Raw genomic sequence first — 14,859 nt, 5'->3', positions numbered from 1 at the left:
TCCGGGCCCCCGCTGTCGCAGCGGGGGCTCACTCGTGCGCTACAGCTTCTCCACCGGCGCGTACCGCAGCAGCAGACGCTTCGGCTTGACGTCGCCGAAGTCGACCGTCGCCTCCGCGTTCGCGCCCGTGCCCTTCACGCCGACGACCGTGCCGAGACCGAACTGGTCGTGGGTGACGCGGTCGCCGACGGCCAGCGCGACCACCGGCTTGTCGGCGGAGCGGCGGGTCGCGAAGCCGGACGCGCCCGCGGCCGAGGAACGCGAGCGGGACGAGGACAGCGAGGCCGCCACGCCCGAGACGGGACCGGAGGACACGGGCGCGGTCGCCCCCGTCCGCTTCCAGTCCACATGCGTCGGCGGGATCTCCTCCAGGAACCGGGAGGGCGGGTTGTACGACGGCTGCCCCCAGGCGCTGCGCAGCGCGGACCGCGTCAGGTAGAGCCGCTCCCGCGCGCGGGTGATGCCGACGTAGGCCAGACGGCGCTCCTCCTCGAGCTCCTTGGTCTGGCCGAGGGCGCGCATGTGCGGAAAGACGCCGTCCTCCATGCCGGTGAGGAACACGACCGGGAACTCCAGGCCCTTGGCGGTGTGCAGGGTCATCAGGGTGATGACGCCCGAGCCGTCGTCCTCGTCGGGGATCTGGTCGGAGTCGGCGACCAGGGCGACCCGCTCCAGGAACGCGGGGAGACCGACCGGCGTCGTGGTCTCGCCCTCCGCCCCGCCCTCCGCCTCGCTCTGGACCTCGCCGGCCTCCTGCTCGAACTCCAGGGCCACGGCCGCGAGTTCCTGAAGGTTCTCGATCCGGGTCTCGTCCTGCGGGTCGGTGGAGGCCTGCAACTCGGCGAGGTAGCCGGTGCGTTCGAGCACCGCCTCCAGGACCGTCGCCGGCGCGGCGCCCGACTCGACGATCGTGCGGAGCTCCTCCATCAGCGCGTTGAACCGCTTCACGGCGTTCGTCGACCGCGAGGCCATGCCGTACGCCTCGTCGACGCGCTTCAGGGCCTGCGGGAAGCTGATCTTCTCCCGCTGGGAGAGGGCGTCGATCATCGCCTCGGCGCGGTCGCCGATGCCCCGCTTGGGCACGTTGAGGATCCGGCGCAGCGGCACCGAGTCCTCCGGGTTGGCCAGCACGCGCAGGTAGGCCAGGACGTCCCGGACCTCCTTGCGCTCGTAGAAGCGGACCCCGCCGACGACCTTGTAGGGCAGGCCGACGCGGATGAAGATCTCTTCGAAGACGCGGGACTGGGCGTTGGTGCGGTAGAAGACGGCGACGTCGCCCGCCTTCGCGTCGCCCGCGTCCGTCAGCCGGTCTATCTCGTCGGCGACGAACTGCGCCTCGTCGTGCTCGGTGTCGGCGACGTAGCCGGTGATGCGCGCGCCCGCGCCCGCGTTGGTCCACAGGTTCTTGGGGCGGCGGGACTCGTTGCGCTCGATGACGGCGTTGGCGGCGGACAGGATCGTCTGCGTGGAGCGGTAGTTCTGCTCCAGCAGGATCGTCGTCGCGTCCGGGTAGTCCTCCTCGAACTGGAGGATGTTGCGGATCGTCGCGCCACGGAAGGCGTAGATCGACTGGTCGGCGTCACCGACGACACAGAGCTCGGCCGGCGGCAGGTCGTACTCGCCCGGGGGGACGTCGACGGGGTGCTCGGAGGTGCCGACCAGCTCGCGTACGAGGGCGTACTGGGCGTGGTTGGTGTCCTGGTACTCGTCGACCAGGACATGGCGGAACCGGCGGCGGTAGTGCTCGGCGACGTCCGGGAAGGCGCGCAGCAGATTCACCGTCGTCATGATCAGGTCGTCGAAGTCGAGGGCGTTCGCCTCGCGCAGCCGGGACTGGTACATGGCGTAGGCCTGGGCGAGGGTCTTCTCGAAGCCGTCGGCGGCCTGGGCGGCGAAGTCCTCCTCGTCGATCAGCTCGTTCTTCAGGTTGCTGATCTTGGCGCTGAAGGACTTGGGCGGGTAGCGCTTGGGGTCGAGGTCCAGATCGCGGCAGACCAGGGCCATGAGGCGCTTGGAGTCGGCCGCGTCGTAGATCGAGAACGACGACGTGAAGCCGAGCCTCTTGCTCTCGCGGCGCAGGATGCGCACACACGAGCTGTGGAAGGTCATCACCCACATCGCGTGCGCGCGCGGGCCGACGAGCGCTTCGACGCGCTCCTTCATCTCGCCCGCGGCCTTGTTGGTGAAGGTGATCGCGAGGATCTGCCCCGGGTGCACATGCCGCTCGGCGAGGAGGTGGGCGATGCGGTGGGTGAGCACGCGCGTCTTGCCGGAGCCGGCGCCGGCCACGATGAGCAGCGGGGTGCCCGCGTGGGCGACGGCCGCGCGCTGGTTGTCGTTCAGCCCCTCCAGGAGCGCGGCCGCGTCGAGGACGGGACGCGGGGCGCCGTCGCGGTAGTGGGTGTCCCGGTCCGGCGGCATGTCGAACTTCCCGCCGAACAGATCGTCCGGAACCGACTCCGGTCCGTGATCGTCCTCGGGCGGTGGCGGGGGTTCCTCCTCGTGGGCACGGGGGCCCTGGAGGTTCGCCAGGAAGCTGTCGTCAAAGAGGCTGCTCATCGCTCTCCGAGTTTAGAGGGCGCCACTGACAACCGGCCGCCGTCCCGGGAACATCCGTCGCCCTCACCCTCCGGGACGCCGCTGTCACGATCCGCGACCCGCACGGCCTCGGCCTGGGCTTCCGACCGAAGGTCACGAAAATGTATCGGGCATATCGCCCATCAACCTTCACACGGACCACACGAGTTGGCTACCGTGCCGAACAGGCCGTACGACCCCCACCGGCGAACCCCGCCGGACCGCACGGCCTCCGCCGAGTCCGACGCGTCCGCTCACGCCGACGGAACCGGGGACCCACCGAGACCTCGGGGTGAATCGGCCCAATGCTCCTGCGGGGGCGGGCCGTAGGGCAACCCTTCCGGACCGCTTGCCCGCACCCTCCCCCAGCGCCTGACCAGCCTGGCAGGGACCCCCACCGCTGACCCGGTAGGCGGAGCACTGGAAGGAGTCGCCTCCCTTGGCGTCGCAGCACCGCAAGCCGCGCTCCGCGGGCACGCGTGTGGCGGGGGTACGCACCCCCGCCCTCGCCACCGCCGCCCTCACGTCCGTGGCCCTGCTCTCCCAGACGGCGAACGCCGCTCCTTCGGACGACGGGAAGCCGAGTCTGGAGGAGGTCGAGAAGAAGGTCGACGACCTCTACCGCCAGGCGGAGTCGGCGACCGAGAAGTACAACGGCGCCAAGGAGAAGACGGCCAAGCAGCGCACGCGCGTCGACGGCCTCCTGGACAACGTCGCCCAGGGCGCCCAGAAGCTCAACCAGGCGCGGGAGAAGCTGGGTTCCTACGCCGCCGCCCAGTACCGCAGCGGCGCCTCCACGCCCGACGCGGCGGCCTTGCTGCTCGCGGACACCCCGCAGGGCTACTTCGACCAGAACCAGCTGATGAGCCGGCTGACCGAGCGCCAGAAGGGCGCGGTCGACGACTACGTCACCGAGCAGTCCGCGACGACGAAGCAGCGCCAGGAGGCCGCCGAGAGCCTCGCGACGCTCACCGACTCGCAGAACGACCTGAAGACCGCCAAGGCCACCGTCCAGAAGAAGCTCGGTGACGCGCGCGAGCTGCTGTCCCGGCTGACGGCCCAGGAGAAGGCGCGTCTCGCGGCGATCGAGAAGCAGCGGCAGGAGGAGGCCGCGCGCGAGGCGGCGGAGCTCGCCCGGCAGCAGGCGACGGAACAGGCGGCGGAGCAGGCGGCGGCCCGCCAGGAGAGCGACGGCACGTCGTCGGCCACGAGTTCCGCGGGAACAGGGCCGACCTCGACCTCACCCTCCCCCTCAGCCCCCGCCTCCGCCTCCGCCTCCGAAAACTCCGCGTACGCGACGAAGGCCGAGAAGGCGCTCGCCTTCGCCCGCGCGCAGATCGGCAAGCCGTACGTCTGGGGGGCTGCGGGCCCCGGCTCCTACGACTGCTCCGGCCTCACCCAGGCCGCCTGGAAGGCCGCCGGCGTCACCCTCCCGCGCACCACCTACGACCAGGTCGACGCGGGCACCACGGTCTCCCTCGCCGACGCCCGGCCCGGCGACCTGGTCTTCTTCTACGACGACGTCAGCCACGTCGGCGTCTACGCGGGCAACGGCATGATGATCCACGCCCCGAAGCCGGGCGCGTACGTCCGCGAGGAGTCCGTCTTCTACGACGGCGAGTCAGGCATCCACAGCGTGGTACGCCCGGCCTGAGGACGACGAAGGACACACCCGACCCGCAGGGCACACGCGCGTGGGGCACGCGGTGCACGCGTGCGGGACGCAGGGCACACGCGCGTGGGGCCTCGTCCTCGATGTCCTCGACGTCCTCGAGCGACGTGGCCGCCCATCGCACCCGTGCGCCCGCGCCCTGCACCCGCGCGTATTTCCGCTATTTCCGCGCGCCCACGCGCGTGCCCCGCTTCCGCGGCGCGTCGTGCTCCTTAGCATCGGCCGCATGCCAGGCTCCCCCGCCCTCCCGTCGCCGGCGCCCTCCCCCGGTTCCCCGCTCCGCGTCTGGTGGGCCCAGCGGCCACCGGCGGCGGGGGCCGCGGTCATGGCGACCGGCATCGTGTCGATCGGACTGCGTCTGACGGGGTACGACGTCCTGTCGCGCGTCACCCTGGCGATGGCGGGCGCCGCGTGGGTCGCACTGGCGGTGGACTTCGTCGTACGACTGGTGCGCAAGCGCGAGCGGTGGCTGGCGGAGGCGGGCACGCCCGGGGCGCTGACCGCGGTGGCGGCGACGACCGTGCTCGGCACGGGCGTCGCCGCGCTCGGCCGGCACACCCTCGCGGAGGCGCTGCTGGCGCTGGCGGCGGTGCTGTGGCCCGTGCTGCTCGTGACCGTCGTGCGGCGGTGGAAGCGCGGCATGCCGGGGTCGGTGTTCCTGTGCTGTGTGGCCACCCAGGGGCTGGCCGTGCAGGGAGCGGTCCTCGCCGAGGCGGAGGCGGTGGCCTGGCTCGCGCACACGGCGCTCGTGCTGTTCTGGCTCGGACTGGTGCTCTACGGCGTCGCCCTGGCCCTCTTCGACCTCCGGCAGGTGGCCGAGGGCTCCGGGGACCAGTGGGTGGCGGGCGGCGCGCTCGCCATCTCCGCGCTGGCGGGGGCGGGACTCCTCGCGGCCGACGACGGGGGCCTGTACCTGTGGAACAACGACGACACCGGCGTCCTGCGCACGGTTACCGTGGCGCTGCTGGTGCTCGCCCTGGCCTGGTACGCCGTCCTGCTCGTGGCCGAGGCGCGGTGGCCGCGGCCGCGCTACGACATGTGCCGCTGGGCGACGGTGTTCCCGATGGGGATGACGGCGGCGGCGACCCTGTCCGTCGCCGCCGCCGTCGACGTGCCGTCGCTGAAGGGGCCCGGGCAGGTGCTGCTGTGGGTCGCGGTGGCGGCGTGGCTGGCCGTCGCCGCGGCGGCCCTGGTCTCGGCCCTGGCGTCCGTCAGGTCCAGAGCACCGCGATGAAGATGTTCGCCACGGTGAGCAGTCCGACCAGGCCGAACAGGGGCTTCTCCACCCTCTCGTCGTCCCGCTTCACATAGACGAGGCCGAGGATCACGATCAGCAGGGCCAGCTTCACGCCGATCTTGATGTTGTTGACGTGCTGGTCGTCCGCCTGGTTGAGGCCGACCAGGATCACGCCGGTGACCAGCATCGTCGCCGCGCCGTGGAGCATCGCGGGGACGAAGCGGGCCGTGCCTTGGCCCATGGCCTTCATCTGCGTGAGGAAGCCGCCGAGGAGCGCGGCGATGCCGATGATGTGCAGGCCGACGAAGAGATGGATGAGTACGTCCATGAAGCCGGATGCTAGCCAGTCGTGCAGGGGGCATCCGTCACCGGCCCTCCCCTCCGACCACATCTGCATATATGCGTCCCATAGCAGCCTGCCGCTCCGACGTGTCCCGAAAACGCCGTTTCGGTCAGCGCGCCGTGTGAACCCGACGGCCCGGGTCGGGGTTTCCGGGCATTTGCGATCATCACGCGGTCCGCTCGTGTCACTTCCGCACTTCGCGTTACCGGACCGTCACAGCCGGGCCTAGCGTCCTCCCCCAGGTGACCGGCTCCCCACCGCCGCCCGGGCCAGGGGCGGCAGTCGGCCACCACCGCCGAGAAGGTCCGGCGGCGTCCCGCTCCCCCTGTGCGGGCCGTCGCCGGACACGTCAGCCGCCCCCGGGCCGTCCGTCCCCCGACGGCTCTCCGGTAGCTGTACGGACGGACGAGGCGGTCGTACGAAAGGACGTGCAGTCCCACGTGGCAGCGCACCGCAAGCCCCGACAGCGCTCGCTCGGCGGCCAGACGGCCCGCACGGCGTTCACCCTCGCTCTCGCGGGCGCCGCGACGGCGACGGCCTTCGACGGGATCGGACAGGCCGAACCGAACCTGACTCCGGCCCAGGTCAAGGCGAAGGTGGCGAAGCTCTACCAGGAGGCCGAGGAGGCCACCGAGAAGTACAACGGCGCCCATGAGAAGGCGACGGCGGCCGAACAGCGACTGGAGCGCCTGCGGGACGAGGCGGCACGCAAGGAGGAGAAGCTCAACGCGGCCCGCGAGACGTTGGGTTCGATGGCGGCCGCGCAGTACCGCAGCACCGGGCTCGACCCGGCCGTGCAACTGGCGCTCTCCGACGACCCCGACGGGTACCTCGACGGCGCCGCATTCGCCGAACGGGCCGGGAACCGCCAGTCGGCCGCCGTCACCCAAGTGCACAGACAACTGCGGGAGATCGAGCAGCTGCGCGGCGCCGCGCGCGTCGAACTGACCTCTCTCAAGACGCGCCAGGCCGAGCTGAAGACCTACAAGAAGACGGTCACCGCCAAACTCGACGCGGCACGCCGCCTGCTGGACCGGCTGACGGCGCCGGAGCGGACCCGGATCGGCGAGGGAACGAACGGCGGTACCGCGAGCGGCCGTGCCTCACGCTCCTCGGCAGACGGGCGCGACGGCCTCCGGGCCCCCGGCGCCGCCACCGCTCAAGCCCCCGGCCCCCGTGCCGCGGACGCCGTCTCCTACGCCTACTCCAAGCTCGGCAGCCCCTATGTGTGGGGCGCGACCGGGCCGAACGCCTTCGACTGCTCGGGCCTGGTGCTCGCCTCGTACCGCTCCGCCGGCGTCTCCCTGCCCCGCACCACCTACGCCCAGATCGGCGCCGGACAGCGCGTCTCCCGCTCCGAACTCCTCCCGGGCGACCTGGTGTTCTTCTACTCCGGCATCACCCACGTCGGCCTCTACGTCGGGGACGGCCAGATGATCCACGCACCGAACCCGTCGGCTCCGGTGCGCTTGGCGCCCATCGACGAGATGCCGTTCGCGGGCGCGACCCGGGTCGTGTGAGGCAGTCCGTCCCTCACACCAGCCGTCGTGCCGTCGCCCAGCGGGTCAGCTCGTGCCGGTTGGACAGCTGGAGCTTGCGCAGCACCGCCGAGACATGCGACTCGACCGTCTTGACGGAGATGAAGAGCTGCTTGGCGATCTCCTTGTAGGCATAGCCGCGGGCGATGAGCCGCAGGACCTCGCGCTCGCGCTGGGTGAGACGGTCCAGGTCCTCGTCGACCGGCGGCGCGTCGGTCGAGGCGAAGGCGTCGAGGACGAACCCGGCGAGACGCGGGGAGAAGACGGCGTCGCCCTCCTGCACCCGGAAGACGGAGCTGACCAGGTCGGTGCCGGTGATCGTCTTGGTGACATAGCCCCGGGCGCCGCCCCTGATCACCCCGATCACGTCCTCCGCCGCGTCCGACACGGACAGGGCGAGGAAGCGCACCGGCCGCTCGGCGTCGGCCATCAACGGAGCGCAGCGGCGCAGCACTTCGACCCCGCCGCCACCCGGCAGATGGACGTCGAGGAGGACCACCTCGGGCCGGGTCGCGGTGATCACCGTGACCGCCTGGTCGACGTCCGCCGCCTCACCGACCACCTCGACGCCGGTCTGCTCGGTCTGGCCGATCTCGGCCTGCACTCCCGTACGGAACATGCGGTGGTCGTCGACGAGGACCACGCGCACCTGGCGCCCGCCCGTGCCGTCGCCGGAGGACTTCGCCGGCTCGGCCGCCTCCGCCGCTCCCCCTGTGCCGTTCGTGTCGGTCGGGTCGCTCATGACGTCTTCTCCGCCCTCTCCATCTCCAGTTCGACCTCCGTGCCGCCGTCCGGGACGGCCCGCAGCCTCGCCGTGCCGCCGTGGCGCTCCATACGGCCGATGATCGATTCTCTGACGCCCATGCGGTCGCCGGGTATCGAGTCGAGGTCGAAGCCGGGTCCGCGGTCCCGGACGGACACGAAGACCGTCCTGCCCTCGACTTCGGCGTAGACCTGCACGGCGCCGCCCTCGCCACCGTACTTGGCCGCGTTCACCATCGCCTCACGCGCGGCCTGCATCTGTGCGCCGACCCGTTCGTCGAGCGGGCAGTCGCCGACGACCACGACCTCTATGGGGACACCGTGCTTGTCCTCGACCTCGGCGGCGTTGCGCCGCACCGCGTCGGCGACCGTGGTCGGCTCGTCGGCCTCCTCCTTGCCGGTGCCCTCGGGTTTGTAGAGCCAGGTGCGCAGGTCGCGCTCCTGGGCGCGGGCGAGGCGGCGCACCTCCCCGGCGTTCTCCGCGTTGCGCTGGATCAGGGTCAGGGTGTGCAGCACCGAGTCGTGGACGTGGGCGGCGACCTCCGCGCGCTCCTGGGCCCGGATGCGCATCAGACGCTCCTCGGAGAGGTCCTGGGTCATGCGGACCAGGTAGGGACCGGCGAGGAGCGTGATGCCGACGAGGACGGCGAGGGCCGCCTGGAGCACGGAGCCGAGATGGGCCGCGGAGCCCTGGAGGACGAAGATGCCGGAGACGCCGGCCGTGACGAGCAGGACGCCGGCGCCCGCGCGCAGCAGCGTGAGCGTACGGCGTCTGCGGCCGACCTCGACCCAGCGGGCCCGGCGCGCGTTGTCCGCCTGGCGCCAGACGAGGGCGACGCCCGCGCCGACGAGGACGGCGGGCAGCAGATACGCCTTGGCGCCGCTGCCCAGATTCACGTTGCCCACGAAGACCATGGCGACGACGACCATGAGGAGCAGCGCGACGATCTGCCCCTTGTCCGGTTTGCGGGCGACGAGTCTGCGACGGCCGTCGGGCGCGGTCTCGGTGCCGACGAGCGCCGGGGGCTTCTGGTCGCCGACCCCGCCGACCCCGAGCGGTACGAAGAACCAGAAGGCCGCGTAGAGCAGGGCGCCGAGGCCGTCCGCCATGAACAGGCCGGCGAAGACGAGCCGCACCCACACCACGGGCAGCCCGAGATGCCCGGCGAGCCCCCGCGCCACGCCCCCGAGCCAGCGTCCGTCACTGCTGCGGTAGAGCTTGCGCGGCGGCCGCGGTTCGACGAGTGGCACTGCTGCGGCTTCCGGCATGCCAACGATGGTCACACGGGCGCCGGTCCCGGGCATCAGGGTTCGCCCCCGAGACGCCCCTGATCTCCGGGGTCCTCGCCCGTCGAACACCTCCCCCGCCCCGGGTCAGGGCCGATATCAGGGTCCGACCAGGGTCATTCCGACTGCCGCGAGGGCGGCTCGCCCGCCACCATGGACTCATGACAGATCACCAGCACGCCGCGGACGCCGTGCCCGACGGGGGCGCCGCGTCCGACGCGGCCGCCCCGTCCCCCGGCGCCCGGGGCGCCGCCGGTGAGGAACCTCGCGCGCACGAGCGGGCGGACGCGCACGGGAAACAGGGAGAGGACCCGGGACGCGGCCCGTCGAAGGGCGCCGGCACGGACGCGGAGGACAGGACAGCGGTCGAGGCGGCCACCGAGGCCGCGACAGCCGCCGCGACAGCCGCCGCGGCGGCGGCCCACACCGGCGCGGGAACCAACGGCGGCACGGGAGCCGGCAGCGGTTCACCGGAGCAGAACCGAGGGCCGGAAGCGAGCCGGAAGCCGGACGGAGCCCAGGAGCCGGACGGAACCGAGGGACCGGACGGCAGCCACGGGCCGGGCGGAACGCGGGGGCCGGGCGGTCCCCGGGCATCGCAAGGAGCCGAGGCGGTCGGGCCTCCGCCCAGATTCCGGCGGGACCGCGAGCACAAGGTGCTCGCCGGGGTGTGCGCGGGCCTCGGGCGGCAGTGCGACATGGACCCGGTGATCTTCCGGATCACCCTCGCCGTGCTCTCCGCGACCGGCGGCATCGGACTCATCTTCTACGGCTTCGCCTGGCTCTTCGTCCCCTACGCCGACGACGACCAGAACGAGGTGCGCAAGCTCCTGACCGGCCGGGTCGACGGCCAGGCCCTCGCGGCGGTGCTGTTCGCGCTGGTCGGCTGCGGGGTGTTTCTGTCGATGCTGAACAACGGCAGCGTGCTGGCCTTCGCCGTCGTCGTCTCCTTCCTCCTCGCGGGCGCCGGCTACTGGTCACGGCACCGGGACTCCTCGGACCCCGACCCGCTGGCGGCGCAGGCCGTGGCCGACGCCCCGCCGGAGGCCCAGGCACCGCCCGTCCCTTCCGCCTACCCCTCCTGGTGGCGCGACCCCATCGTCAAGGACGGCACGCACGACGGCGGCACGGGCTACCTGTGGGGCCCGTGGGACGCCCGCGCCCGGGACTTCACGGCGAGCATCGACGTCGACCTCGTCGGCCACACGCGCCGCCCCGAGGACATACGCGCCCCGCACAGGCCGTACGCCGGGCCGCTCGGCCCGCGCTGGATCGGCGGCTGGCTGTTCCTGCTCGCCGTGCTCGCGGGCGGTCTCGTCACCCGGCTCACCTGGGACGACCACCCGCTCGGCACCAGCCTGCAGGCGGGGCTCGCGGCCGCGCTCATCGTGCTCGGCGTGGGTATCGCGGTCAGCTCGTTCCTGGGGCGGACCGGCGCGGGGTCGGTGTTCCTGGCGATCGTCACGGCGGGCCTGCTGGCCGGTACGACCGTCCTGCCCAAGGACATCGGGACGCACTGGATCGACACGGTGTGGCAGCCCGCGGCGGTGGCGGACGTACAGCCGGCCTATGACCTGGGCACCGGGGACGGCACCCTGGACCTGTCCCGGCTGGAACTCGCGAAGGGACAGACGGTGAGCACCGATGCCGAGGTGGGGGCGGGCCGGCTACGGGTGATCGTCCCGCCGGACGTGACCGTGAAGGTGAGGATCGACGTGGGGCTGGGAGACATCCAGCTGCCGGGCGACGACGAGAAGGATGTGGACGTGCAGCCGGGCAAGCACAAGGAGGTGACCCTGTCGCCGGTCTCGGGCGGCAAGGACGCCGGGACCATCGACCTCGACCTCCAGGTCGGCGTGGGACAGGCGGAGGTGGCCCGTGCTGCGTCATGAGTTCCGGCCCGGCAGGCTGGTCGCCGGCGCCTTCTTCGCCCTCGCGGGCGTCATCTACGCAGGTGACGCGGGCGGCCTCTGGGAGACGCCGTGGTTCGTGGTGATCCCGGTCGTCACGGCCGGACTCTGCCTGGCGGGCGCGACGGGTGTCGCGGCGAGGAGCATACGCAGGCGACGAGGCCCGTCCCGCCGGACCACCCCGGCCGGAACCGGCCCGGACCCGGCCGCCTGATCACCCCGCCGCCTGGTCACCCGGCCCACTGCGTCTCGCAGGCTCGGAGGTCCTACCGGCCTAGGGCTCCCGCTCGCTGTCGCCGCCTGGAGCGCCAGGCGGCGTCGAGGGAGAGGACCTGGGCACCGGCGAGGACCAGGGGCAGCCAGGCCATCAGGTAGGGGAGGTCGTTGCCGTAGTAGTACGGGTCCGAGGCCCAGCTCACCGTCAGCCACAGGCTGAGCGAGATCAGCGCGCCGCCGAGTGCGGCGAGTCGGGTGAGGACGCCCAGCAGAGCGCCGATGCCGACGGCGAGTTCGCCGAAGGCCATCGCGTAGCCGAAGCCGACGGGACTCTTCAGGGCCATGTCGACCAGGGCCGGGATGGCCGAGGAGTCACGGACGGCGCGCATGGTGTCGCCGATCGAGCCGGCGCCGCTGTCCTTCAGAAAGGCGCTGTCGGTGAGCTTGTCGAGGCCGGCGTAGATGAAGGTGACGCCGAGGAAGATACGCAAGGGAAGAAGGGCGTACCGGGTGGCGGTGTCCCGCCAGTCGCGGCCGCCGCCGTCGAGATAGGGGGGATAGGTATCCGTCCGCATGCCGTGAGTCATCGCCCGTAGCCGCCTCTCGCCCGGAGTGGTGGGACCCCTCAACAGACCTTACGTACGAAATGGGGGGTGTGCTCAACTGTTTGCACGAGCTCCGCACACCACTGGTTCACTTCGCCCGGTCGATTCACTCCGGCCCGCCGATCCGCCTGAACCGAGGGTCCGCCCACCTCACCGGTTCAGCTCGCCCCGCCGGTTCAGTCCGCCCCGCCGGTTCAGCTCGCTCCGCCGGTTCAGCTCGCTCCGTCGGTTCACCTCGCCTCGCCGGTTCAGTCCGTGACGTCGATCGCGTACCGGTTCGTCTCCGCACCCGCGGCCGTGACGACCTGTACGTCCAGCCGGCCCGGTTCCACGTCCGCCGGGACGGGGACGGTGAGGACGGCGTCGGTGGGGTTGCTGAACCCGCCGGTGACCGGCACGAGGGGGACGTGGACGTGGACCGGGCCGATGCGGACGACCATGCGGGAGAGCCGGTCGGCGGTCTGGGCTCCGGGCGGGACGAATCCGGCGCCGCGGATCTCGATGTCGTCGCCGGTGCGGATCGGGGCGTCGAGGTCGCCGGCCTCGCGGGAGCGGACGACGGAGAGGATGACGGGGCGGCCGCCCTCCGCGTACTTGCCGGCGAGGTAGGTAGCGGCCGAGACCAGGACCACGACCGCCAGGCCCCAGGGGAGGTCGGGCAGCTGGTCGGGGCGGCGGGCCAGCCGGACCGCGGCGAAGGCCAGGGCGACGGCGCCGATCACGACGTACTGGATGTCGGCGAAAGTACCGCGGCCTGCGTCGTCGGTCAGCAGGTCGGCCGCCCGGGGGCGGTGGGCGCGGACCTTCTGGAGCCGCTGGCCGAGGACCCGCAGGCCGACCACCCGGCGCACCAGCACGGCGATCCCGCAGACGACGGCGAGGACGGTCACCACTCCGGCGCCGCGGGAGAGGTCGAGCCCGGCGAGCAGCGCGTCGCGTTCGGCGTGACCGGAGGCGGCGGCGAGCCGGCCCACCAGGACCAGTACCGAGTAGGCCACCAGCAGCACCCAGGCGACGGCGACCGCGCGGGAGGTGGAGAGGCGGTTGTCCTCGCCGATCACGGGGGCGAGGGCTCCGCCGCGCGCCCGGTGGAACCAGGAGGCGGCGGTCAGCGCGCCGGCGACGAGCAGCGCGGCGAGGAGTCCGGCGGTGCGGGCGTCGGTCCAGCCCGCGCCGATGGCGGTCAGGGACTGCACCAGCAACAGCGCCACGACCGACACCCACACGGTGACCGCCGTGCGGAGCCACAGACGGGACAGCCAGGCCTCGCCCTCGGCGCGGCCGCGTTCGGCGACGAGTTCCGCGGACTGGGTGAGTTCCTCGGAGACCCACTGGCGGGAGGCCGAGACGGAGTGGGCGACGGCGGCCGGCAGGCCGTGCCCGGCCGCGAAGCCGTCCCGCTGGACCAGGAACTCGGCCACCGCTCGCCGGTGCCCCGCACGGGCCCCGTGAGGGCAGTCCCCGCAGGTACAGCCACCCTCGTGGGTGCCCGGCCCCCTGCTCGACTCCGTGCCCTGTCTCGCCTCCTGCACCGCCATGTCCGACGCCCGCCTTCCCCACGACCCGATCGGATGGCGACCCCCGAAGACCCCTGTCCGGATCCCGGCCGCCGCACTGTGAACAACTCCCCCGCAATGACAGCGAATTGTGCCCTACGGCACACCCCTCGTTCCCGGCAGGTCTGGTCAGCGCGGGTGAAGCGGGCCGGGCCGTGTTGACCCGGCTGCGAGAATTTCCGTATGGCCGAGATCATCCAGCGTGACGGGACCTGGGCCTTCGACGGCACAACGGTCAGGATCACCCCGGGACTCCACCGCTCCGTACCGCTGTTCCGGCAGACGTACGGGGAGATCACCGTGCCTCTGGAGGCGGTCGCCGGGATCGTCTACGAACCCGTACGCAAGCGCGGACGGCTGCGGATGCGGCTGCGCGAGGGGGCCGATCCGCTGCTGCACGCGACCGGCGGGCGGCTGCCCGATCCGGCCGATCCCTACCGGCTCACCGTGGACGTGGACCGTTCCGGGGTCGCCGAGTACCTCGCCGAGGAGATCCGGCACGCGCTGCTGCTCGACCAGATCCCGGGCGAGCCGACCGAGGCCTACCTCCTGCCGGGGCCGCCGGTTCCGGTCTCCGTGCGTTCCTCCGACGGCACCGTCTCCTTCGACGGCACCCAGGTGCGTGTCGACTGGGCGGACACCTCGGACCGGGTGAAGCGGGCGACGGGCCCGCGCGTGATCAACGTCGGCGATGTCGTACGGGTCGAGTGGCTGCCCAACTCCGGCTACGAGGACGGCTTCCTGCGGTTCGTGACCCGCGAGACGGTGTTCTCGAAGCTGCCGGCCGAGAAGGACCCGTACGCCCTGGACCTGTGGGGGAACGTGAGCCGGGACCTGCTGACGGCCCTGGTCGCGACCGCGGTCACCGCGCGTCTCCCGCATCCCTCCGCACGCGCGGGCGCGAAGCACGAGCCCGCGCGCGAGCGCGAGCGCGAGCCCGAACCCGAGCCCCGGTTGGAACGCCTGTGCGGGGACGTGGCCCGCGGGCGCGGGCTCACGGCGGCCGTCCCGCCCCCGGCCGACCACCACGACGACCTGCTGCGCCGGCTGCGCGAGTTGGGCGAGCTGCGCCGGGACGGGGTGCTCACGGACGACGAGTTCACCCGCACGAAGGCGGTCATACTGCGCGGCTTCTAGAGCCCGGCCACCGGCGGAC

Annotated in this window: 12 protein-coding genes; 6 read left to right on the top strand and 6 right to left on the bottom strand. The window is 72.4% G+C overall.

Annotated elements, in window-relative coordinates:
• Positions 1-39: 39 nt before the first annotated feature.
• Positions 40-2,559, bottom strand: a complete 2,520-nt coding sequence (pcrA, locus tag ABT070_RS11325) for a DNA helicase PcrA (protein ID WP_351757920.1) — start codon at positions 2,557-2,559, stop codon at positions 40-42.
• A 457-nt stretch (positions 2,560-3,016) separates the two neighbouring features.
• Between pcrA and ABT070_RS11320 the strand changes: the two genes are divergently transcribed.
• Together ABT070_RS11320 and ABT070_RS11315 are read left to right on the top strand one after the other, a co-directional pair.
• Positions 3,017-4,231 carry a C40 family peptidase gene (locus ABT070_RS11320; protein ID WP_351757917.1) on the top strand — a complete coding sequence of 405 codons (1,215 nt, stop codon included), beginning with the start codon at positions 3,017-3,019 and terminating at the stop codon, positions 4,229-4,231.
• A gap of 244 nt (positions 4,232-4,475) precedes the next feature.
• A complete protein-coding gene (locus ABT070_RS11315) occupies positions 4,476-5,483 on the top strand; it encodes a tellurite resistance/C4-dicarboxylate transporter family protein (RefSeq protein ID WP_351757915.1) in 1,008 nt (335 codons plus the stop codon).
• On the opposite strand, the gene ABT070_RS11310 is transcribed toward ABT070_RS11315, so the two are convergent.
• Positions 5,461-5,814, bottom strand: a complete 354-nt coding sequence (locus ABT070_RS11310; protein WP_351757913.1) for a hypothetical protein — start codon at positions 5,812-5,814, stop codon at positions 5,461-5,463. The genes ABT070_RS11315 and ABT070_RS11310 overlap by 23 nt on opposite strands.
• A gap of 455 nt (positions 5,815-6,269) precedes the next feature.
• Here ABT070_RS11310 and ABT070_RS11305 point away from each other — a divergent pair, with 455 nt between their 5' ends.
• Entirely contained in the window at positions 6,270-7,349 is a 1,080-nt protein-coding gene (locus ABT070_RS11305; protein WP_351757910.1) for a C40 family peptidase, read from the top strand.
• Between the two features lie 13 nt (positions 7,350-7,362).
• On the opposite strand, the gene ABT070_RS11300 is transcribed toward ABT070_RS11305, so the two are convergent.
• Together ABT070_RS11300 and ABT070_RS11295 are read right to left on the bottom strand one after the other, a co-directional pair.
• Positions 7,363-8,109 carry a LuxR C-terminal-related transcriptional regulator gene (locus ABT070_RS11300; RefSeq protein WP_351757907.1) on the bottom strand — a complete coding sequence of 249 codons (747 nt, stop codon included), beginning with the start codon at positions 8,107-8,109 and terminating at the stop codon, positions 7,363-7,365.
• Positions 8,106-9,434: an ATP-binding protein gene (locus ABT070_RS11295; RefSeq protein ID WP_451100995.1), complete on the bottom strand. Its 1,329-nt coding sequence runs from the start codon at positions 9,432-9,434 to the stop codon at positions 8,106-8,108. The genes ABT070_RS11300 and ABT070_RS11295 overlap by 4 nt, the downstream gene beginning before the upstream one ends.
• A gap of 143 nt (positions 9,435-9,577) precedes the next feature.
• On the opposite strand from ABT070_RS11295, the gene ABT070_RS11290 reads away from it, so the two are divergent.
• Positions 9,578-11,308 (top strand): PspC domain-containing protein, encoded by a 1,731-nt coding sequence (locus tag ABT070_RS11290; RefSeq protein ID WP_351757903.1) that lies wholly within the window; start codon positions 9,578-9,580, stop codon positions 11,306-11,308.
• Entirely contained in the window at positions 11,295-11,540 is a 246-nt protein-coding gene (locus ABT070_RS11285) for a hypothetical protein (protein WP_351757901.1), read from the top strand. The genes ABT070_RS11290 and ABT070_RS11285 overlap by 14 nt, the downstream gene beginning before the upstream one ends.
• Before the next feature lie 52 nt (positions 11,541-11,592).
• Here the strand turns inward: ABT070_RS11285 and ABT070_RS11280 are convergent, their stop codons facing one another.
• On the bottom strand, positions 11,593-12,129 hold the full coding sequence (locus tag ABT070_RS11280; RefSeq protein ID WP_351757898.1) for a DoxX family protein: 537 nt from the start codon (positions 12,127-12,129) through the stop codon (positions 11,593-11,595).
• Positions 12,130-12,395: 266 nt separating this feature from the next.
• Entirely contained in the window at positions 12,396-13,685 is a 1,290-nt protein-coding gene (locus tag ABT070_RS11275; RefSeq protein ID WP_351757896.1) for a hypothetical protein, read from the bottom strand.
• A 201-nt stretch (positions 13,686-13,886) separates the two neighbouring features.
• Here ABT070_RS11275 and ABT070_RS11270 point away from each other — a divergent pair, with 201 nt between their 5' ends.
• Positions 13,887-14,840 (top strand): DUF4429 domain-containing protein, encoded by a 954-nt coding sequence (locus ABT070_RS11270; protein ID WP_351757893.1) that lies wholly within the window; start codon positions 13,887-13,889, stop codon positions 14,838-14,840.
• Positions 14,841-14,859 lie beyond the last annotated feature (19 nt).

Source organism: Streptomyces sp. NPDC002884, assembly GCF_040295245.1.
Classification (GTDB): domain Bacteria; phylum Actinomycetota; class Actinomycetes; order Streptomycetales; family Streptomycetaceae; genus Streptomyces.
The sequence above is the reverse complement of the archived record's forward strand: the minus strand, read 5'-3'. Positions and strand labels throughout refer to the sequence as shown.